Source organism: Streptococcus parasalivarius (assembly GCF_054785155.1).
Map to the genome: position 1 here is coordinate 139768 of NZ_BAABOB010000001.1, position 20007 is coordinate 159774.

The 20007-nt window shown below is 41.9% G+C and carries 18 protein-coding genes and 1 pseudogene; 17 read left to right on the forward strand and 2 right to left on the reverse strand.

Features of this window, described 5'->3' with window-relative positions; all coding sequences use genetic code 11:
• Window positions 1–8 precede the first annotated feature (8 nt).
• From ACYVQ1_RS00680 to ACYVQ1_RS00700, 5 genes are all read left to right on the forward strand, one after another.
• The gene (locus tag ACYVQ1_RS00680) at window positions 9–1253 is read left to right on the forward strand and encodes a YkvI family membrane protein (protein WP_461249493.1); all 1245 of its coding nucleotides are present in this window, start codon (window positions 9–11) and stop codon (window positions 1251–1253) included.
• A 456-nt stretch (window positions 1254–1709) separates the two neighbouring features.
• Window positions 1710–2627, forward strand: a complete 918-nt coding sequence (gene glyQ / locus ACYVQ1_RS00685) for a glycine--tRNA ligase subunit alpha (RefSeq protein WP_031575254.1) — start codon at window positions 1710–1712, stop codon at window positions 2625–2627.
• Between the two features lie 123 nt (window positions 2628–2750).
• On the forward strand, window positions 2751–4787 hold the full coding sequence (gene glyS, locus ACYVQ1_RS00690) for a glycine--tRNA ligase subunit beta (RefSeq protein WP_461249494.1): 2037 nt from the start codon (window positions 2751–2753) through the stop codon (window positions 4785–4787).
• Between the two features lie 33 nt (window positions 4788–4820).
• On the forward strand, window positions 4821–5078 hold the full coding sequence (locus ACYVQ1_RS00695; RefSeq protein ID WP_002886085.1) for a DUF896 family protein: 258 nt from the start codon (window positions 4821–4823) through the stop codon (window positions 5076–5078).
• 167 nt (window positions 5079–5245) lie between these two features.
• A complete protein-coding gene (locus tag ACYVQ1_RS00700) occupies window positions 5246–6637 on the forward strand; it encodes an amino acid permease (protein ID WP_461249495.1) in 1392 nt (463 codons plus the stop codon).
• A gap of 71 nt (window positions 6638–6708) precedes the next feature.
• On the opposite strand, the gene ACYVQ1_RS00705 is transcribed toward ACYVQ1_RS00700, so the two are convergent.
• Window positions 6709–7344, reverse strand: a complete 636-nt coding sequence (locus ACYVQ1_RS00705; RefSeq protein WP_002890245.1) for a hypothetical protein — start codon at window positions 7342–7344, stop codon at window positions 6709–6711.
• A 307-nt stretch (window positions 7345–7651) separates the two neighbouring features.
• Between ACYVQ1_RS00705 and ACYVQ1_RS00710 the strand changes: the two genes are divergently transcribed.
• On the forward strand, window positions 7652–9553 hold the full coding sequence (locus tag ACYVQ1_RS00710) for a beta-glucoside-specific PTS transporter subunit IIABC (protein WP_461249496.1): 1902 nt from the start codon (window positions 7652–7654) through the stop codon (window positions 9551–9553).
• A 36-nt stretch (window positions 9554–9589) separates the two neighbouring features.
• Here ACYVQ1_RS00710 and ACYVQ1_RS00715 read toward each other — a convergent pair whose 3' ends face one another.
• Window positions 9590–10348: a peptidylprolyl isomerase gene (locus tag ACYVQ1_RS00715; protein ID WP_021144561.1), complete on the reverse strand. Its 759-nt coding sequence runs from the start codon at window positions 10346–10348 to the stop codon at window positions 9590–9592.
• Between the two features lie 286 nt (window positions 10349–10634).
• Here ACYVQ1_RS00715 and ACYVQ1_RS00720 point away from each other — a divergent pair, with 286 nt between their 5' ends.
• The 11 genes and pseudogenes from ACYVQ1_RS00720 to ACYVQ1_RS00770 all read left to right on the forward strand — a co-directional run bounded on the left by ACYVQ1_RS00720 (window position 10635) and on the right by ACYVQ1_RS00770 (window position 20000).
• Entirely contained in the window at window positions 10635–12008 is a 1374-nt protein-coding gene (locus tag ACYVQ1_RS00720) for a hypothetical protein (RefSeq protein WP_461249497.1), read from the forward strand.
• Window positions 12009–12342: 334 nt separating this feature from the next.
• On the forward strand, window positions 12343–12849 hold the full coding sequence (locus tag ACYVQ1_RS00725) for a hypothetical protein (RefSeq protein ID WP_461249498.1): 507 nt from the start codon (window positions 12343–12345) through the stop codon (window positions 12847–12849).
• A gap of 79 nt (window positions 12850–12928) precedes the next feature.
• Window positions 12929–13030, forward strand: a pseudogene (locus tag ACYVQ1_RS00730) (immunity protein YezG family protein); the annotation flags it as partial.
• Between the two features lie 89 nt (window positions 13031–13119).
• Window positions 13120–14013 carry an ABC transporter ATP-binding protein gene (locus tag ACYVQ1_RS00735; protein WP_461249499.1) on the forward strand — a complete coding sequence of 298 codons (894 nt, stop codon included), beginning with the start codon at window positions 13120–13122 and terminating at the stop codon, window positions 14011–14013.
• Window positions 14010–14750: an ABC transporter gene (locus ACYVQ1_RS00740; RefSeq protein ID WP_461249500.1), complete on the forward strand. Its 741-nt coding sequence runs from the start codon at window positions 14010–14012 to the stop codon at window positions 14748–14750. The genes ACYVQ1_RS00735 and ACYVQ1_RS00740 overlap by 4 nt, the downstream gene beginning before the upstream one ends.
• Entirely contained in the window at window positions 14743–15321 is a 579-nt protein-coding gene (locus ACYVQ1_RS00745) for a hypothetical protein (protein WP_461249501.1), read from the forward strand. The genes ACYVQ1_RS00740 and ACYVQ1_RS00745 overlap by 8 nt, the downstream gene beginning before the upstream one ends.
• 321 nt (window positions 15322–15642) lie before the next feature.
• Window positions 15643–16134 carry an IS200/IS605 family transposase gene (gene tnpA / locus ACYVQ1_RS00750; protein WP_461249502.1) on the forward strand — a complete coding sequence of 164 codons (492 nt, stop codon included), beginning with the start codon at window positions 15643–15645 and terminating at the stop codon, window positions 16132–16134.
• 262 nt (window positions 16135–16396) lie between these two features.
• A complete protein-coding gene (locus tag ACYVQ1_RS00755) occupies window positions 16397–17635 on the forward strand; it encodes a CD20-like domain-containing protein (RefSeq protein ID WP_461249503.1) in 1239 nt (412 codons plus the stop codon).
• Window positions 17636–17750: 115 nt separating this feature from the next.
• Complete coding sequence (locus tag ACYVQ1_RS00760) at window positions 17751–18656, forward strand: LysR family transcriptional regulator (RefSeq protein WP_021144556.1); 906 nt, start codon at window positions 17751–17753, stop codon at window positions 18654–18656.
• An 8-nt stretch (window positions 18657–18664) separates the two neighbouring features.
• Window positions 18665–19126, forward strand: a complete 462-nt coding sequence (lspA, locus tag ACYVQ1_RS00765; RefSeq protein WP_037602007.1) for a signal peptidase II — start codon at window positions 18665–18667, stop codon at window positions 19124–19126.
• Window positions 19110–20000 carry an RluA family pseudouridine synthase gene (locus ACYVQ1_RS00770; protein WP_002886027.1) on the forward strand — a complete coding sequence of 297 codons (891 nt, stop codon included), beginning with the start codon at window positions 19110–19112 and terminating at the stop codon, window positions 19998–20000. The genes lspA and ACYVQ1_RS00770 overlap by 17 nt, the downstream gene beginning before the upstream one ends.
• Window positions 20001–20007: the final 7 nt, after the last annotated feature.

The following is a 20007-nucleotide window of genomic DNA, read 5'->3' on the forward strand; positions in this document are numbered from 1 at the left end:
GAGGTAATATGTCAAAACGTATTTGGAGCATTGCCCTGGCCTATGTCGGTGTGATGATTGGTGCAGGGGTATCTTCAGGACAGGACCTCTTACAGTATTTTGTTAGTTTTGGAGCCTGGGGACTGATAGGTGTCATAGTTCTAGGAATCTTGCATGTTGGCTTTGGGCGACTCATGATTGCTTTGGGAAGTTATTACAGCTCAGACAATCACTCAGTAGTCCTGGCAGAAATCAGTCATCCTGTTATCTACCGTATTTTGGATATCGCTTTGATTATCACTTGTTTCCTGTTTGGCTTTGTGATGACAGCGGGGGCAGGGGCTAACCTAAACCAACAGTTCGGCTTTCCGATTTGGGTAGGTGCCTTCCTGTGTACAGCTCTGACTATCTTTGTGAGTTTCCTAGATTTCAAAAAAATCATTGGTGTTATTGGAGTTTTTACCCCTATGATTTTGGTTATGATTGCCATGATATTCGTGACCAATGTTTTAGGACGTCATTGGGATTTTGCTGAGATGGATAAGGTGTCGCAAACCATTCAATCTCCCTTCCCAAGTATTTGGCTGTCTGTGGTTAATTATTTTGCCGTTTGTGTCATGTCAGCCATCGCTATGGCCTTTGTCATGGGTGGCTCTATTCTCAAAATCAATGAAGCCGAAAAGAGTGGAGCCTGGGGAGGATTTATGGTTGGTGTGATTTTCTTTGTCACAACCTTGATCCTCTTTGCTAACAGTGATAAAATTGCTAGCTCGGATGTTCCTATGTTGGCTATTGCTAAGGAAGTGAATCCTATCTTTGCGACACTTTACGCCTTGGTGATCTTTGGTTTGATTTTTAATACCGTCTTTAGTCTCTACTATGCCCTTGGTAAACGCTTTTCAGCAGGTAGTGAGAAACGCTTCAAGTTCTTTGTGGCTGCATTTGCCCTTGCTGGTTTTGCTATTTCCTTCATGGGTTTCCGTCAACTGGTAGCGGTTATGTATCCTATTATCGGTTATCTGGGAATGCTGATGTTGGTCGTGCTGGTTGTGGCTAACTACCGCAAAAAAGCTAAGATTCGTAAGGAAAAGGAAATTCGAAATCATCTCTTGTCTATCGTTGAGAAAGCTTATGATCCCAATCAAGACTTGACCCATCGGGACAAGAAAAAGGCCGAAGAACTTCGAGAAGCTTCAATTATTGATAATGAGATTCTCCATGAAGACTCCCATGCACATGTTCGTCAGGAAATGGGGATTAGTAAGAAGGATTAGAATTTTATTTTACAAGTTTCTCTATTTCTGCTATAATACTGACAAGAAAGAAGGGCTTATGGCGTTTTTCTAGCGAGCTTGGGACAGTGGAAGCCAAGTAGAGCAAAGTAGGCAAGTGGCGCTTTCTCTCAGCAAAGAGCTGAGAACAAACAGATAAAATGAAGTAATAAATTAGGGTGGAACCGCGTTTCTGACGCCCCTAGGTCAAACGACTTAGGAGCAGAGACACGGTTCTTTTTGTATCCTGAGTCACAAGAAACTTTATGAATAAGGAGTAAAACATGTCTAAAAAATTGACTTTCCACTGCGTCAGCGGCAGAGACCTCCTTATAGTCGGACTGCCTCACGCTCAACACTAGGGTGTCCGAGCTAGACGCAGTACTAACTCGTCTTACCTCGTATAATCGACGAGGCAGACTCGTGTCGCAAGAAATCATTTAAATTAAGGAGTATTCAATGTCTAAGAAATTAACATTTCAAGAAATTATTTTGACTTTGCAACAATACTGGAATGACCAGGGGTGTATGCTCATGCAGGCTTATGATAATGAAAAGGGTGCGGGAACTATGAGTCCTTACACCTTCCTTCGTGCCATTGGTCCTGAGCCATGGAATGCGGCTTATGTAGAGCCATCTCGTCGTCCAGCAGATGGTCGTTACGGGGAAAACCCAAACCGTCTTTACCAACACCACCAATTCCAAGTGGTTATGAAACCTTCTCCATCAAACATCCAAGAGCTCTACCTTGAGTCATTGGAAAAATTGGGCATCAATCCTTTGGAACACGATATTCGTTTCGTTGAAGATAACTGGGAAAACCCATCAACTGGTTCAGCTGGTCTTGGTTGGGAAGTTTGGCTTGACGGTATGGAAATCACTCAGTTCACCTACTTCCAACAAGTTGGTGGATTGGCAACTGGTCCGGTAACTTCTGAGGTCACTTACGGTTTGGAACGTTTGGCTTCTTACATCCAAGAAGTAGATTCTGTTTACGATATTGAGTGGGCTCCAGGCGTTAAATACGGAGAAATCTTCCTTCAACCAGAATACGAACACTCAAAATACAGCTTTGAAGTTTCTGACCAAGACATGCTTCTTGAAAACTTCGAAAAATTTGAAAAAGAAGCAGGACGTGCTTTGGAATTGGGTCTTGTTCACCCTGCCTATGACTACGTTTTGAAATGTTCACATACTTTTAACTTGCTAGATGCTCGTGGCGCTGTTTCTGTTACAGAACGTGCCGGTTACATTGCCCGCATCCGTAACTTGGCCCGTGTCGTAGCCAAAACCTTCGTTGCAGAACGTAAGAAACTTGGTTACCCACTTCTTGACGAAGCCACACGCACAAAACTCCTAGCAGAAGAGGAAGAATAAGCAAAGTTACAAGAATGGAAAATGGGCAAACAAAGTGAGCCCACATGGCTACCCAGAGGCAAGTCGAAGACTTGCTAAAGGGATAGGCGCCTATCAAAAAAAGAATTTTGTAAAGGAAAAAACATGACAAAAAACTTATTAGTAGAACTTGGACTTGAAGAGTTGCCAGCCTACGTTGTCACACCAAGTGAAAAACAACTCGGGGAGAAAATGGCAGCCTTCTTGGATGATAACCGTCTCTCATACGAAAGCATTCAAACCTTCTCAACACCACGCCGTTTGGCAGTCCGTGTGATTGGTTTGGCTGATCAACAATCCGATTTGACCGAAGATTTTAAAGGCCCTTCTAAGAAAATCGCTTTGGATGCAGAAGGTAACTTCTCAAAAGCGGCGCAAGGATTTGTCCGTGGGAAAGGCTTGACTGTTGACGATATCGAATTCCGTGAAGTCAAAGGTGAAGAGTACGTTTATGTTACTAAACACGAAGCTGGAAAACCTGCCAAAGAAGTCTTGGCTGGCGTTCCAGAAGTACTTGCTTCATTGACTTTCCCTGTCAGCATGCACTGGGCTAACAACACATTTGAATACATTCGCCCAGTTCACACCTTGACAGTTCTTTTGGGCGACGAAGCGCTTGACCTTGACTTCTTGGATATCAAGTCAGGTCGTGTGAGCCGTGGTCACCGTTTCCTTGGGCATGAAGTGGAAATCACCAATGCAGATTCTTATGAGGAAGACCTTCGTACTGTTTACGTGATTGCGGATAGCAAAGAACGTGAAAACATGATTCGTGAGCAAATCAAAGCTATCGAAGCAGAACAAGGTGTTCAAGTCCAAATCGAGGAAGGACTTTTGAATGAAGTCTTGAACTTGGTCGAATACCCAACTGCATTTATGGGAAGTTTCGATACTAAGTATTTGGACGTTCCAGAAGAAGTCTTGGTGACATCAATGGAAACGCACCAACGTTACTTTGTTGTACGTGACCTTGACGGTAAGCTTAAACCAAACTTCATCTCAGTCCGTAACGGTAACGCCGAGCACTTGGAAAATGTTGTTCGAGGAAATGAAAAAGTATTGGTGGCCCGTCTTGAAGATGGTGAATTCTTCTGGCGTGAAGACCAAAAACTTAAGATTGAAGACCTGGTTGCTAAATTGGCTAACGTGACTTTCCATGAAAAAATCGGTTCTCTCTCAGAACACATGGCCCGTGCTGGTGTCATTGCCGCGTCATTGGCTGAGCAAGCTGGTTTGACTGCCGAAGAAACGGCAGCCGTAGCGCGTGCAGCTGAAATCTATAAATTTGACCTCTTGACTGGTATGGTCGGAGAGTTCGATGAATTGCAAGGAATCATGGGTGAAAAATACGCCCTCCTTGCTGGTGAGGATGCTGCGGTTGCGACAGCTATCCGTGAGCACTACCTTCCTGATTCAGCAGACGGAGCTCTTCCAGAGACTAAGGTTGGTGCCATCCTTGCGCTTGCAGATAAATTGGATACCCTCCTTTCCTTCTTCTCAGTTGGCTTGATTCCATCTGGTTCGAATGACCCTTATGCGCTTCGTCGTGCAACGCAAGGGATTGTTCGTATCTTGGATGCCTTTGGTTGGCACATCCCTATGGATGAGTTGATCGACAGCCTTTACGCCCTATCATTTGATAGTCTTTCTTATGACAATCAAGCAGAAGTCATCAACTTCATCAAAGCGCGTGTGGATAAGATGATGGGACGCACATCAAAAGATATCAAAGAAGCCGTTCTTGCTGGTTCAAACTTCGTGGTTGCGGATATGCTTGAAGCAGCTGACGCCCTCTCAGAAGCTGCTAAAGCTGATGGTTACAAGGCAGCTGTTGAATCACTCTCACGTGCCTTCAACTTGGCAGAAAAAGCAGATGCTTCAGTAGCAGTCGATGCCAGTCTCTTTGAAAATAATCAAGAAAAAGCCCTTTCTAAAGCAATTGAAGAGCTTGAATTGACTGGTTCAGCTAGTGACAAATTGGCTCAGCTCTTTGCTCTTAGCCCAGTCATCGATGCTTTCTTTGACAACACGATGGTAATGGCAGAGGATGAAGTTGTTAAAAATAACCGTTTGGCCCTTCTTTCGGGTCTTGTGGCTAAAGCCAAAGCAGTTGCAGCCTTTAACCAATTGAATACAAAATAATAACCTGATGACAGGTAGAAAGTAGGTCTTATTATGACACCTGAAAAAATCGCTCGGATCAATGAGCTTGCTAAAAAGAAAAAAACAGAAGGTTTGACTCCAGAAGAAGAGGTGGAACAAGCAAAACTTCGTGAAGAATACATTGAAGGTTATCGTCGTTCGGTTCGTCACCACATTGAAGGGATCAAAGTTGTTGATGAAGAAGGTAATGATGTTACCCCTGAAAAACTCCGACAAGTACAACGTGAAAAGGGTCTACATGGGCGAAGCCTAGATGATCCAGAATCTTAATAATTTGAAAATAGGGCTTGGATTTATTCCGAGTTCTTATTTTTTGTCGGAATGTTCTGAATTTTATACACAATATTGACCGGTTGTTTCAAAAATGGTACAATACAGGTTATGTTAAAAATAGCAGGGCTCCTTGAGTCATGTTAAATAGAATAGGAGTGAAAAAAATGTCGCAAAAGCAACATCATAACGATGACGATAACCAGACTAAAAATGGTATGGTACGTGGTCTTCAAAACAGACACGTTCAGCTAATTGCCATCGCTGGTACGATTGGTACAGGTCTCTTCCTTGGGGCAGGGCGTTCCCTTTCCCTAACAGGACCTTCAATTATCCTTGTTTATATGCTGACAGGTGTCTTCATGTACCTCATGATGCGAGCTATCGGTGAGATGCTCTACATGGACCCGGACCAGCATACCTTTATTAACTTTATTACGAAATACCTTGGTAAAGGCTGGGGATTCTTCTCAGGGTGGTCTTACTGGGTATCACTGGTATTTCTTGGAATGGCAGAAATTACAGCTGTTTCGAACTATGTGCAGTTTTGGTTTCCAAGTTGGCCTGCCTGGCAGATTCAGATTGTCTTCCTGATTATCTTGAGTTCGGTGAACTTGATTGCGGTTAAGATTTTCGGGGAAGTTGAGTTTTGGTTTGGAATGATCAAGATTATCACCATTCTTGCCTTGATAGCCACAGGGATATTTATGGTAGCAACTAACTTTGAAACGCCAGCTGGACATGCGAGCCTTACTAACATTACACAAGGCTTCCAGATGTTCCCTAAAGGTTGGGTAAGCTTTGTCATGACCTTCCAGATGGTTTTCTTTGCCTACCAAGCTATTGAGTTTGTAGGAATTACAACATCTGAGACAGCAAATCCTCGTAAGGTGTTGCCAAAGGCAATCAAGGAAATTCCGGTTCGTATTGTAATCTTCTATGTGGGAGCGCTCATTGCCATCATGGCTATCTTCCCATGGCAAAAACTTCCAGTTAATGAATCACCCTTCGTAACGGTCTTCCAAATGGCTGGTATCAAGTGGGCAGCTGCTTTCATTAACTTTGTTGTTTTGACAGCAGCAGCCTCTTCTTTGAATTCAACACTTTATTCAACTGGCCGTCACCTTTTCCAAATCGCTAGGGAAACACCAAACAGTAAGGTTATGAAAGCTTTGAAACTTGATACCTTGGCCCGTAATGGTATTCCTTCACGTGCTATCATTGTTTCAGCCATTGTAGTTTGTGTTTCAGCCTTCATCAACGTCTTACCTGGTGTATCTGACGCCTTCGCTTTGATTACCGCATCTTCATCAGGTGTCTACATTGCCATCTATATTTTGACCATGCTTGCTCATCTCAAGTACCGTAAGTCTCAAGAGTTTATGGCAGATGGCTTCCTTATGCCAGCCTATAAGATTCTTAATCCTTTGACTATCCTTTTCTTCATCTTCGTCTTTGTTTGTCTCTTCTTGCAAAAGTCAACAGTTGTCGGAGCTATCGGAGCAACCATCTGGATTGTAGTGTTTAGTATCTACAGTAACTGGAAACACAGTAAATAAATCGATTTAGCTCACCTTTATGGTGGGTTTTTTAGTTGCCAAAAAAGGACACAAGGTGTCCCAATTATTATCTATGCAATACTTTCTTGGCTTCCATGGTGAAAGAAACCACTTAAGAGGCCCTTACTACGATGGAAAATAGCAGGCTTGTGATCGTTGTGCGAACGACCATTAACATCAAGTTTAGCCCATTCAAGAGCCTGATGGGCATTTCGGTCTGAGACTGTAGATGTCCCAATATAGCTATAGATGCCTGCCTGAGCGAGAATAAAACCTTGCAGTTGGCGAATATGTTCATCATTGAGTGCTTCGGAAAAATGAATCTTTACTGTCTTATAAGTTAAAGATTGGACAGACTCAACGATAGGTGACTCTGCTAAGAGGTGCAAAAGTTCTTGATGCTTAGTAAAGGACTTATCATAGTCCATTGGAAGAATTATAGTATGGGTAATCCAATCTTCCAAGTTGGCTTTAGCCTTTTTACTAAGACCTCTTGCTGTGATACTGAGGTTATCTATATTGAAAGGAAGTTGGTCGATGTGAGCAGTATTTGAACCATATACCTTTCTGAAAAGCGGTGTACTTGATAGAATATGTCCAGTAGGAGAAATAATAGCTAAGGCAGTTTCCTTGGTTTGGTAACCAAGCTCGTGGCATTCCATGCTAGCGTATGTATCTTTAAATTCAATAATTGCACTTGTTTTCATCGTGTAACTCTCTTTCTGTTAGTTTATAAACTAACAATAGTTTATCATGACTTATAATCTTGGTCAAGATTTTACCTCAAAAAACAAAAAATACTTTTGTAAGGGCTTGCAAAAGTATTTGAACTCTGATATTATATAACCATAGCAAAAGGATTGTTACTGGTCAGCAGGCAAAACCTAGATAAATACGAAAAACTAATGGGAGTAGTGTATACTCACCCTAATTGGTTCTTGGTATTTATTTGGGTTTTTTTCGTTGAAAAAGCCTCAAAGGAGACTAATAATCCTAGAAAAGAAAGGAGCCCTTATGGCTAAATATACTGAATTAGCTGAAGACATTCTCAAACACGTCGGTGGTAAGCAAAATGTCAATAGCTTAAAACATTGTGTGACACGTTTGCGCTTTGATTTGAAAGATGAGTCTAAAGCAGATGATGACTACCTTAAGAGCCGTGACGGTGTTGTTACTGTTGTTAAGGCAGGTGGTCAATATCAGGTGGTTATCGGTAACCATGTCCCTGATGTTTATGCGGAGGTTCTCCAAGTTGGCGGTCTTCCAGCAGGTGGTAGTCTTGATATTGATGAAGGTGATGCGCCTAAAGGGAATCTTTTTGACCGCTTTGTATCTTTGGTTTCAAGTATTTTCCAACCTTTCCTTGGACCTTTGGCTGCGGCGGGGATTATCAAAGGGATAGTTGCTATCATGGCAGCTTGTGGCTTGTCAGCTGCAACGAGTCCTATGTATGTCATCTTGAATGCAGCAGGAGATGGTTTCTTCCAGTTCTTGCCAATCTTAATTGCTTTGACATCTGCTCGTCGTTTCAAGGTTAATGAGTTTACAGCTATTGCGATTGCAGCGGCACTTGTTTATCCTGATATTGCTACGCTGGTGACTGCTCTTCAGAAAGCGGGTCAAGGTCATGTTCTAGGAGTTATTCCATTTGCGCTTCCTGCAGGTGGCTACCTCTCAACTGTAATGCCTTCTATTTTGGCCGTTTGGGTGGCTTCATACATTCAAAAATTCTTTACCAAGATTACTCCAGATGTCATTAAAGTCTTCGTAGTACCCTTCTTTACATTACTCATTACTGTCCCATTAACATTCTTGGTGGTGGGGCCAGTTGCCAATACTTTCTCTGATGGATTGACAAATCTTTTCCAAGCAATCATGAACTTTAATCCGATTGTCTTTGGTCTTGTACTTGGTGTTTTGTGGCAAGTCTTGGTTATGTTCGGAATGCACTGGGCACTTGTTCCCCTTGCTATCTTAGATGTGGCAACAAACGGAAGTTCTATTATTCTTTCAGCAGCTATTCTTCCATGTTTCACGCAAACAGGTGTGTTGGGAGCTATCATGCTTAAAACGAAAGAAGAAAAAGTCCGTACCATCTCTATGCCAGCCTTCATTTCATCTATTTTTGGGGTTACAGAACCTGCTATCTATGGGGTAACTCTTCCAATGAAAACGCCATTCTACATTTCATGTGGTGTTTCAGGACTGATGGGAGCTGCCATGATGGCCCTAGATATTAAGGCGTATTCAATAGGTGGTCTGGGTGTCTTTGTCTTCCCAAGTCTTATTGGACCGGACGGTAATCTCACTAAAGTGATTTTTGCGATTCTTATTGCTGTCGTTGGTGGTATTCTCGCCTTCCTCATTCAACTCTTTGTACGAGTACCAAATCTATACGGTGGTGGAGCAGCTAAGGTTGAAGAAAAAGCTGAGGAAGCTGCACCTGCTCCTAAAGAAATTCAACAAGAAATCATTGCTAGCCCACTCATCGGGAATGTCGTACCACTTGACCAAGTTCCTGACCAAGTCTTTGCTTCAGGAGCTATGGGTAAAGGTATCGCTATTGATCCTACCGATGGTGTTGTTGTTGCACCAACTAAGGCAACGGTGAATTTAGTCTTTCCTACTGGTCATGCGATTGGTTTGACAACTGAAAATGGTGCAGAGCTTCTCATCCATATTGGTATGGATACTGTTTCTCTTGCTGGAAAAGGGTTCAAGACCTATGTGGAAGCAGGGGATGTCGTAGAAGCGGGTCAAAAACTTATAGAATTTGACCTAGCAACTATCCGAGACGCTAAATTACCAGTCATCACACCAGTCATTGTGACCAATACAGCTGACTTTGATGATGTCTTAACAACTAAAGAAGCTCGCGTTAACACAGGTGATTATCTCCTCACCGCTGTTAAATAAAAAAGAAATCCGAGAATCAGCTTCTCGGATTTTTGTTTATTTAAATTTGTAGTCTTTAACGACTTCAACGGAATTGACCGTTACATTTTCTTTTGGTTTGCTGTTGTCATCGACTTCAAGGTTGCCAATGGTATCAACGACATCCATGCCTTTGATGACTTGACCAAAGACGGTATATTTAGTATCGCCAGCTGGGTAACCACCTTTTTTGTAGGCGTCAATGATAGGTTTTGGATAGCCAGCATTTCCTAGCTGTTTGCTTTGATCATCCTTGTTTTGAACAATGTAGAATTGGCTGCCGTTTGACTCTTTAGCACCAGTATTAGCCATAGCAAGTGCGCCACGGATGTTGTATAGGAATGGTGTAGGCTCAACAGCGAACCCTTTCTTCCAGATAGATTCTCCGCCAGTACCGTCACCCTTAGGGTCACCACTTTGAATCATGAAGTCCTTGATGACACGGTGGAAGGTAAGCCCATCATAGTATTTGTCCTTGGCATGCTTCAAGAAGTTTTCAGAAGCCTTAGGAGCAAGTGTAGGGAAGAGTTTGACTGTGATATCACCCTTTGAAGTGTGGAGGATAACTTCAGCTTCGTCCTTACCAACCTTGTCTGACAACTGTGGAAAGGCATCTTTTCCAGATTTTTGAGCCTTTTCTAATTGTTTAGTGAATATCTTGTTATCAACGTAGGCATCTCCACGAACGGCGCGTGAGATGTTCTCACGAAAGGCAAAACCTAGGCCTGCGATAACAAGTACAATAATTAATGGAATGTACTTTTTAATGTTTTTCATATATAACTCCTTTGGTGCATTATATCTACTATTGTAGCAGAAAAAAACCTTTTGGGAAACGGTTAACAGAGGTCTTTAAATATGGTAGAATGGAACTATCAACAAGAAAATGAACATGGGACTAGATATAGGGAAAGGTTGCCTCAAGTTGTAAAGTGAGGTCGGACTTTTTAAGGGACATATGCACTTGCCTTGATTAGAGATAGGTGTCTAGATCCTGACTATAGAAAACTTCGCCAAGTCGAAGGTATCTCTTGTTTAGATTTCTTGATAAAAGGAGATTTTTATGTCAACTAAAGCAGAATGGGCTGAACTCTTTGAGTCGGTACATGGGCGTAAACCTAGCCCCCAAGAATTTTTGGACGCTAAAGCAGCTGACTTTGATACAAGTGCCTTGGCTGCTCAAGCAGCATCTGTAGAAGCACCAGCTAATGAACCTGTCACTGAAGCAGTAGCGACAGAACCAGTTACTACTGAAGAAGTCACAGAACAAGATGACATCGCAGATGTTGCTGAAACAGCTGAAGATGCTGTTGCTGAGCAAGCAAGCAGTGAATCACCATTTGGAACAGCAGCCTTCTCAGAAGCACCTGCGCAACAACCAACACCACAATTTGATTCAAGCATGTTTGAAAAGGCACCTATCTCTTCAGCTCAAGGATTTGGAACAGTTCCTAATCCAGCAGCAGCTGGCTCAGCAGATAAACCTCTCTTCAATCTTATCTTGCCAATCGTTGCGATTGCTCTTGCAGTAATCTTTGCTATTTTGGCATGGTTTGTCAGTCCTGCATGGCTCTTCATTATCTTGACAGTGCTTGCAGTTGCTGTAGCAGTGGTTTCACTTATCTTCAGCCTTAAGTCAAGCAAGAAATTGCTCTCAATCATCGCAACAGGTGTGGCTGGTCTCATGCTCTTTGTTTCTATTGGTGGTTTGATTTTCCAAATCTCTCAAAACTCTAGTGACAACACAAGCTCAAGCAAGACATCAAAAGTTGCTGATAAAGACGATGATGACGCTGACAAAAAAGATGATGACAGCGATTCAAAATCTGACTCTAAATCTGACTCAAAAGGTGACAGTACTGATGTCAACGACTACATTGACAAAAATGCTAAATTTGACTGGAATGAATCTAAGTTCAAGAAGTTGAAAGCAGGTAAGGATACCGTTAAGTCTATCATCAAGACTTATGGTAAGGCTTCTGATGCACAAATCTCTGGCGATGAGATGAAGTTGAATTACTCTGGTAAAGACTATGGTGAAAGTGTTTACCTAAACTTTAAGAAACAATATGACGGTACATTTATCTTGTCATATGCTTCAGGTAGATTCCCTCAAGATAAGGTAGAAGTTGATCGCTCTTACAAAGCTGACTGGACAAAAGAACAGTTTGATGCTCTCAAGAAGGGTGATTACACTGATCCATCAAATGGTACGAAACTTGAAGATATCGTTAAGGATCACCCTAAAGCTTCAAGTGCAGAATACACAATCTCAACATCTCGTCAAGGTGAATTCAAAAAAGAAATGAGTATTTCTTATAGTGACTATGAGGCTGAAGATGGTAAACTCAAGAGTGTTTACTTGTCATTTGATACCAAAGAAGATGACGATACATTCTACCTTACTTATAAATCAGGTCCAGATGGCGAAGATTAATTAAGAAACAGGAGGGGAAACCTTCCTGTTTTTTCTTGATAAAAGGAGAAAGTTATTGAAATTCTTAAATTATACATTCGAGCAAAGTCAGTCTCTTGTCACTAAGGATACTGTAGAAAAGCTCAACCAAAAAGGGAGCTAGAAACGATTTATTGGCTTATTTATCACTTCAATTCTTCTTTACTTTTCTTCCATTGCCACACCGATGTTTATAAAGGGCTTGACCGTTGAACAAGATCCTACATTTTCTTGGATTCAGTGGCCCATGATTTTCTTGTATCTTATCATGTATCTGGTTTATCTGATCTTTTCAATAAGGTACAGAAAAAGCCCGATGAAGCTGAAATTTTGCACCTACTTTTACATGGTAGTCTTACTCGCTATCTTTACGGTCTGTGCTGGTATAATGATGATGACACGACGAAATATTGTCAGTATACTATCGGGGGCTATGTTTCTTCTTTCGTTTTATTATTTGATTCGAACGGTTCCCCGTAAACTGAAGGAAGCTCTTCAAAATCAGACAGAGTTTAGCCCCATGGTAGCACTTGTGACTGAAAAGATTTCGGATGGCTTGGTTTTTTTAGGTGGAACCGGGATTACAGCTGGACTGGTGCTCTTTGACCGCTCCACTGGAAGTGATATAAGAGGGAGCATTGATGCCGTGTTGATGCCTATTATGCCAGCAATATTTGTCTTTGCGACTTATGTCTTTTCCATTGATTTGCTACGAGGTTATTACCTCTTCAAATACTCTGAGCAATATAGAGAGCAGTTTAACTACTCAGCTAAGGATTGGTATGGCGAGAAATCGAAGGAGTATAGGAGGATGCAGGGTTAGGGTGTGGTTAAAGTAATGTATGAAATTGATGGCAAAATGCTTGAAGTTAAAACAATTTTAAACCGTATTGGAGGATAAAATGGAAAAACAAATTAATGAAAAAATTCGTGAGATTGCTCAGAGTGTTAATGAAGAGGGGAAAAATGAGTATATCTACAATCTCTATATTCCAAAGCAATATAATTATTCCTAATAATACTGAAATTATAGATATTGAAAAAATAATTGAACAAATTAAAGGGAATCTTCCAAATCAAGGGGCTATCTTAAATGACTAACATAACATTTTCACAAGTTCAAAAGAGTTTTCACAAGAAGTTGGTGTTAGACATTCCTGATTTTCAAGCGGATTCAGGTGAAATCTTCTCCATCGTTGGTGGCAATGGTGCCGGTAAATCGACTTTTATCAAGCTCTTGGCAGGGATTTTTTTGCAGGATAAGGGCGAGGTTCGTGTCTATGGCGTTTCTAATCGCTCCAAGAAAATCCACTCGCTGGCCAAGTTTGTCTTGGAGAGCGGGCAGGGGTTGTACAGTTATTTGACAGCTATGGAGAATCTCCAATATTTTCTAAGCTTGAATGGGATTGCCTTGTCTCATATCAAGGCAGAGGTGGATGTCTTGTGTGACCAGCTGGCTTTTACCTCTTATAAGGACACGCTGGTTTCAGAACTGTCCCAGGGCAACCGTCAAAAATTGACCTTAATCTTAGCCTTGGTGCAAAAACCGAAAGTACTCTGTTTGGATGAGCCGACCAATGGGCTAGATTTGCTGGCAAAAAAACAGCTGATGACTCTTTTGCAGGATTATGCTCGTCACCATCAAGCCAGTATTTTTATCACCAGTCATGATGCTAGTTTTATCGAGAAGGTCAGCACTCGGGTGGTGGTAATTCAGGAGGGGCGGCTTTATCGTGATGGAACCTTTGAAGAGATTTTTGGCAATGTCCACCAGTATGAAGTCTATCACTTGCTTCTAGATAAGAGTGCAGAAAGTGTACTGAGACAAAACTTTACTGAGCTGGACTACAAGGTGCTTGATGGTGGGATTTCGGTAGAGACCAGAAATCCAGACCTTTATCGGCTATTGCTAGAAGAAACGGAAGTCTTGCAGTTCACTCGAGAACCTGCCTCTTTGGAAGATTTGCTGTATGAGGTGCTCAAATGATGCTAGCAGCGATTGGGCGAGAGTTTAGTCGCCAACTCAGTGAATACAAACAGTTCAAAGTCAATCTTCTCTTTGCCAATTTGGGAATTTTCTTTCTGGTTACGGGTTTTCTGAACTATTTTGACAGTCAGAAAGATACTTTTGAGCTGTTTATCTTGCTTTTTACTTGGTATTTTTCTAGCCACAGTATCACTCATCCGACCTATTTTATCGAGGATGAGATTGCAGACCGCACCATTATCAACGTGATTCAGAGTCGGAGGAGCATCTTTGTCATGCTTTTTATCAAAATTATCGTACAGATTTTGTTGGACTTGGTCAAGGCCATTCCTTTGTTTTGCTTGGTTGCCTTGGTTCAGCAGATTGCCTTTCCTACTGACTGGGTCGATACATTTGTTACCTTTCTTCTGTCCTTTGTGGTTATTGCGTCCCTTTATGGTCTAGGCTTTCTCTTTGCCAGTTTTTCCTTTGTCTTTACAAAAATTTCCAGTATTACTAGCCTCCTTGCTTACGGGATTCTCTTTTTGGTTGGTTTTCAGGAACAATCGAGTCATTTAATTGCTACTTTAACTCGTTTCTTGCCTTTCCATCTCTTGGTGAGTTTTATCCGCCAGCCAAGTTGGTTCGTTCTTTTATTATTACTGGGATACGGTTTGATTTACTGGCTCTTGGGTTACTTGTGCTTTCAAACTTGTTTGACCTATGCCAAAAAGAAGGGAAGTTTGTTCCATGTATAATGAAGTGAATCGATTTTATCTCTTTCGCAGGAGACGCTGGGCGGATACCCTGTTTGACACCCTCTACCACGTCATTTTCATTCTTGGTTTTTATAGCCTTTTGAGAGGAAATTCTGACTTTCAGTTGTCCTATTTCTATTATTATTTCATCTTGACCCATGTGGTTTCCTTGGGAAATGAAGAGTTGGAGTACGAGATTCGGTCTGGGCAATCTTTTGGCACCCAGTATGCCTTGCAATCAGTGTATAGAATTTACCTGCAACGAGCAGTAGTTTACTTTGTTTGGTTGTCTTTGATCTTCTGGATTGCTCTGCTTTTGATTCATCAGGGTTTACCAACTCACTTTTCTTTGAAGATCATCAGTTTCCAAGGACTGTTCGTGGTACTGATTGGTTTCCTGATTTTCCTCGGCTATTATCTTGTCATGATTCGACTGACTATCCGCTTCCAACGAATTTCAGTCTTGGTAGATTTTCTAAACACCGTGCTCTTATTCTATTCAGGACTCGTCTTTCCAGTGGTGAGTTTTGGGAATTTGAAGAAATTATTTGATGGGATTATAAGAAATTAAGGATTCTTTTTCAATGCAGAGTCCTTTTTCTATTGAAATCTTCTTTTAATTCCTATCCTCTGAGACGGTGAAGGTGATATACTCCCACTTACAGTGGACAGTGAAAATACTATAATTCACTAGAAGTGAATGGCCCCCCAAAAGTGTGACAGAAAAAATCTAACTTTTGGGGGGCAGTTTCTTTTATTTGTCTCACGAAAACCACTAGCTGTGCTAGTGGTTCCGAAAAGCTTTTAGCGATGTATCAAAAAAGTCCCCCTAAAGTGTTATATTAGATAAGGTTTCCCGACCACTAACTAATATACAAAAGGAGGACCCCTGATGAGACAGGATAATAATAGTTTAGCACATACTACATGGAATTGTAAGTATCATATTGTTTTCGCACCGAAATATAGACGTCAGATAATCTATGGGAAATACAAAGCAAGTATAGGTCAAATCTTACGATTATTATGTGAAAGAAAAGGTGTTGAAATACATGAAGCAGAAGCTTGCCCAGATCATATTCACATGTTGGTGAGTATACCACCGAAACTAAGTATTTCCTCATTTATGGGATATTTAAAGGGCAAAAGTAGCTTAATGATATTTGATCGACACGCTAATTTAAAGTATAAATATGGGAATCGCAAATTTTGGTGTCGAGGGTTTTATGTTGATACGGTTGGACGAAATCAGAAGCGAATTGAAGAATATATTCGTAATCAATTACAAGAAGACGTGATAGCAGATCAGCTAAGTCTATTTGAGGAGTATGATCCGTTTACAGGTGAGAAGAATAAGAGAAGTAATCTTAAAGAGACCCGCTAGACGGGTCAGCTAGCAAAGGTGGTGCTGAAGGGAAACCATTCGGTAGGCCTTTAGGCCTCGGCCGGTAGCAGAGGCTTTCAGCCGAAGAGCAAGCCACCCGTTCTCACGGGTGGTTTTGACTCTTCCATCCATTTTCATGAGATGGCTTGACACTAAAGCACATCAGGCAGTCTCAAAAAATTCTATCTTATATCTGACCTTATTTTCATAAGACTAGATTAAAGTATGATAAAATAAAGAAAAAGAGATAAAGGAGTCAGCTATGGCAACTAGAGAAGAATGGGTGCGTCACTTTGAGGACGCCAATGGTCGTAAACCAAGTCCTGAGGAGTTTATGGAAGCTAAGAAAGAGGGCTTTGTCATTGCTTCGGAGGAACCAAGTGCCCAAGTGTCTGAGCAGGTTGAAACTCAGCAGGTGGATAGCTCTGAAACTACTGAAGAGGTGACAGCTGACTCAGTAGCAGATAAGCAACTAGACGAGGCTCAGGTGGCATTAGAGGAGGAAGCTCCTAAGCCAATGCCTGAGTTGGACATGGAGAAAGAACAAGAAAAAGAGGCTCCAAAGGCAAGTCAGATACCTTTGGAAAACCCTTATTACAAGCCAAAAGTAACCAAGAACAATGCTTTTGTTAATATTGCTTTGCCAATTATTATCCTAGTTTTGGGGATTCTATTTGTCGTTTTGTCTTGGACGCTTCCTATCGGTTTTGTCTTTACCTTCCTTGCTTTCTTCCTTATCATTTTGGCGATTGTGACTTTGGTTTTGAGTCTGAAATCGACACGCAAGGCACTATCTATTATTGCCCTAGTCATGTCAATTATCTTCTTCATGACTTCGCTTGCTGGAGCAGGTTATCAAGCGGTGAAATATGTCATGAACCATGCTGAGCAGTTCCAAAGCGACGGTCACGACAGAGCTTATCTGTACATCGATGAGAATTATAAGTTTGACTGGACTGAGGATCAGTTTAAGGAGTTGAAAGTTGGTACTTTGACATTGGATGAGGTCTTGGACGCTCACGGTAAGGCGACTGATGCCGAGTATAGTGATGCTTACGAGGAAGATAAACCAGATTTGCTAGACCTTACCTATAGAAAAGAAAACACAGATGGAAACAACTATGTGCGTTTGACTTTTGAGAACAAAGGCGATGTCTATGTTTTGAAATCTGCCTCAGCAACCTTCGACTATGATAAGGTTAAAGAAGTTGATGACTATCATAGCAACTGGACAAAAGATGACTATGAAAAGTTGTCTGTAGGTACACAAGCTGATTTGCTTAAGGGTACACGACTTTCTGAGGTAGTTGAAAAACACCCAGAGGCTAGCTTCACTTATCATGAAATGAGACAAACCGAACAGGGCGATCTCACTCAGTCAGTGAGTCTTAGCTACCGTGATTATAATCCAGAAAATGGTAAGGTAGATACTGTTCGTTTGACCTTCGACTATGACAAACGTGAAAACGAGTACTTCTTGACAGACAAATCAGACGAATAAGACTACTTTGTTAGTCATTCAAGCTCAGGGTTGCCTGGGCTTTTTAGTATCAACAAAAGAGGATGAAATCTGGTATAATAGGGATGATTGATTTTTCAAGAAAGAAGTGTCACAGATGAACATACAACAACTACGTTATGTCGTAGCCATTGCCAACAGCGGAACCTTCCGTGAGGCAGCCAGCAAGCTCTTTGTGAGCCAGCCTAGCCTATCAGTGGCTATCAAGGATTTGGAGCAGGAGCTGAATTTTCAAATTTTCACCCGTACAACGACGGGGGCTGTCTTGACTAGTCAGGGCATGACTTTTTACGAACGTGCACTTGAGGTGGTACGCAGTTTTGATAGTTTTGAAAATCGCTATCTCAATGCTTCTGAAAAGGGCAACCAGTTTTCGATTGCCAGCCAGCACTATGACTTTTTGCCACCTTTGATTACGACTTTTTCAGAGCGTTACCCTGATTACAAGGATTTCCGTATCTTTGAGTCTACAACCATTCAGATTTTGGATGAGGTAGCCAAGGGACACAGTGAGATTGGGATTATCTATTTGAATCGTCAAAATAGCAAGGGAATCCAGCAAAATATGGACAAGCTTGGGCTCGAGGCTATTGATTTGATTCCGTTTAAGACGCACATTTATCTCCGTAAGGGGCATCCTCTGGCTAAAAAAGAAAGTCTGGTCATGGAAGACTTGGCGGCCTTGCCTACGGTGCGTTTCACTCAGGAGAAGGACGAGTACCTTTACTATTCTGAGAACTTTGTGGATACGTCAGATTCGTCTCTTATGTTTAACGTGACAGACCGTGCGACTTTGAACGGTATCTTGGAACGGACGGATGCTTATGCGACGGGGTCTGGCTTCTTGGATGCACAAAGTGTGAATGGGATTACGGTGATTCCACTTGAGGATAATTTGGATAACAAGATGGTTTATGTCCGTCGTAAGGGGATTAACTTGTCGTCTTGTGCTCTCAAGTTTGTCAATGTTATGTTTGACTACTTTGATACATACAAACCATAGGAGGATTTATGCGTAAGGTTGCGATTCCTTTGGCTATTCTAGCTCTGATTGGTCTGGATCAGTGGGTTAAGCATTGGGTTGTGGCAAATATTGCCCTTAACCAAGTTATCAAGGCTATTCCTGGACTTTTCAGCTTGACCTATCTACAGAACCGTGGTGCTGCCTTTTCGATTTTACAGGATCAGAAATATTTCTTTGTGATTTTGACGGTTCTAGTGATTGGTGCGGCTCTGGTTTATCTGGTTAAGAATTATCAGAAGAGTCTTTGGCTGGTGCTATCTTTGGTTTTGATTATCTCAGGTGGTATTGGTAACTTTATTGACCGTCTGCACTTGGGTTACGTGGTTGATATGGTTCAGCTTGATTTTATTGATTTTGCGATATTTAACGTGGCAGACTCCTATCTAACGGTGGGCGTGTTGCTCTTGATTTTAATCTTATGGAAAGAGGAAAATGGAAGTCATCATTAAAGAGGCGGGAAACCGTCTGGACAAGGCTTTGGCAGATTTGACAGAATTGTCACGTAGTCAGGCCAATGAAGCAATCAAGGCAGGGACAGTCTTGGTTAATGGTAAGTCGGCAAAGGCCAAATATGCGGTTAAAGAGGGTGATGTCATCACCTATGAATTGCCAGAAGAAGAGGTCTTGGAGTACAAGGCTGAAGATATTCCTTTGGATATTATCTACGAAGATGCGGATGTGGCAGTGGTCAACAAACCTCAAGGTATGGTGGTCCATCCCTCAGCTGGTCACACGTCTGGTACCTTGGTCAATGCCCTGATGTACCATGTTAAGGACCTTTCGTCTATCAATGGTGTGGTTCGTCCAGGAATTGTCCACCGTATCGATAAGGACACGTCAGGTCTCCTTATGATTGCTAAGAATGATAAGGCTCACAATGCTTTGGCGGCTGAGCTTAAGGATAAGAAGTCACTTCGTAAGTATGTGGCTATCGTGCATGGCAATCTGCCTAACGATCGAGGTGTGATTGAGGCTCCGATTGGGCGTTCGGACAAGGACCGTAAGAAGCAGGCGGTTACAGCTAAAGGAAAACCTGCAGTAACACGCTTCACCGTTCTTGAACGCTTTGGCAATTATACTTTGGTGGAACTGCAACTGGAAACAGGTCGTACCCACCAAATCCGTGTGCACATGGCTTATATCGGTCACCCGGTGGCGGGAGATCCTCTTTATGGGCCACGCAAGACCCTCAAGGGCCATGGTCAATTTCTACATGCCAAGACCCTTGGTTTCACGCATCCTACGACTGGAGAATTGGTCGAATTTACAGCGGAAGAACCTGCTATTTTCAAGGAAACCTTGGAGAAGTTGAGAGAAGCTTAACAGTTAT

Excerpts from the sequence above, each read along its gene's own strand:
- ACYVQ1_RS00680 (WP_461249493.1), top strand. The coding sequence starts at position 9 with ATGTCAAAACGTATTTGGAGCATTGCCCTGGCCTATGTCGGTGTGATG.
- glyQ (WP_031575254.1), top strand. The coding sequence starts at position 1,710 with ATGTCTAAGAAATTAACATTTCAAGAAATTATTTTGACTTTGCAACAA.
- glyS (WP_461249494.1), top strand. The coding sequence starts at position 2,751 with ATGACAAAAAACTTATTAGTAGAACTTGGACTTGAAGAGTTGCCAGCC.
- ACYVQ1_RS00695 (WP_002886085.1), top strand. The coding sequence starts at position 4,821 with ATGACACCTGAAAAAATCGCTCGGATCAATGAGCTTGCTAAAAAGAAA.
- ACYVQ1_RS00700 (WP_461249495.1), top strand. The coding sequence starts at position 5,246 with ATGTCGCAAAAGCAACATCATAACGATGACGATAACCAGACTAAAAAT.
- ACYVQ1_RS00705 (WP_002890245.1), bottom strand. The coding sequence starts at position 7,344 with ATGAAAACAAGTGCAATTATTGAATTTAAAGATACATACGCTAGCATG.
- ACYVQ1_RS00710 (WP_461249496.1), top strand. The coding sequence starts at position 7,652 with ATGGCTAAATATACTGAATTAGCTGAAGACATTCTCAAACACGTCGGT.
- ACYVQ1_RS00715 (WP_021144561.1), bottom strand. The coding sequence starts at position 10,348 with ATGAAAAACATTAAAAAGTACATTCCATTAATTATTGTACTTGTTATC.
- ACYVQ1_RS00720 (WP_461249497.1), top strand. The coding sequence starts at position 10,635 with ATGTCAACTAAAGCAGAATGGGCTGAACTCTTTGAGTCGGTACATGGG.
- ACYVQ1_RS00725 (WP_461249498.1), top strand. The coding sequence starts at position 12,343 with ATGAAGCTGAAATTTTGCACCTACTTTTACATGGTAGTCTTACTCGCT.
- ACYVQ1_RS00735 (WP_461249499.1), top strand. The coding sequence starts at position 13,120 with ATGACTAACATAACATTTTCACAAGTTCAAAAGAGTTTTCACAAGAAG.
- ACYVQ1_RS00740 (WP_461249500.1), top strand. The coding sequence starts at position 14,010 with ATGATGCTAGCAGCGATTGGGCGAGAGTTTAGTCGCCAACTCAGTGAA.
- ACYVQ1_RS00745 (WP_461249501.1), top strand. The coding sequence starts at position 14,743 with ATGTATAATGAAGTGAATCGATTTTATCTCTTTCGCAGGAGACGCTGG.
- tnpA (WP_461249502.1), top strand. The coding sequence starts at position 15,643 with ATGAGACAGGATAATAATAGTTTAGCACATACTACATGGAATTGTAAG.
- ACYVQ1_RS00755 (WP_461249503.1), top strand. The coding sequence starts at position 16,397 with ATGGCAACTAGAGAAGAATGGGTGCGTCACTTTGAGGACGCCAATGGT.
- ACYVQ1_RS00760 (WP_021144556.1), top strand. The coding sequence starts at position 17,751 with ATGAACATACAACAACTACGTTATGTCGTAGCCATTGCCAACAGCGGA.
- lspA (WP_037602007.1), top strand. The coding sequence starts at position 18,665 with ATGCGTAAGGTTGCGATTCCTTTGGCTATTCTAGCTCTGATTGGTCTG.
- ACYVQ1_RS00770 (WP_002886027.1), top strand. The coding sequence starts at position 19,110 with ATGGAAGTCATCATTAAAGAGGCGGGAAACCGTCTGGACAAGGCTTTG.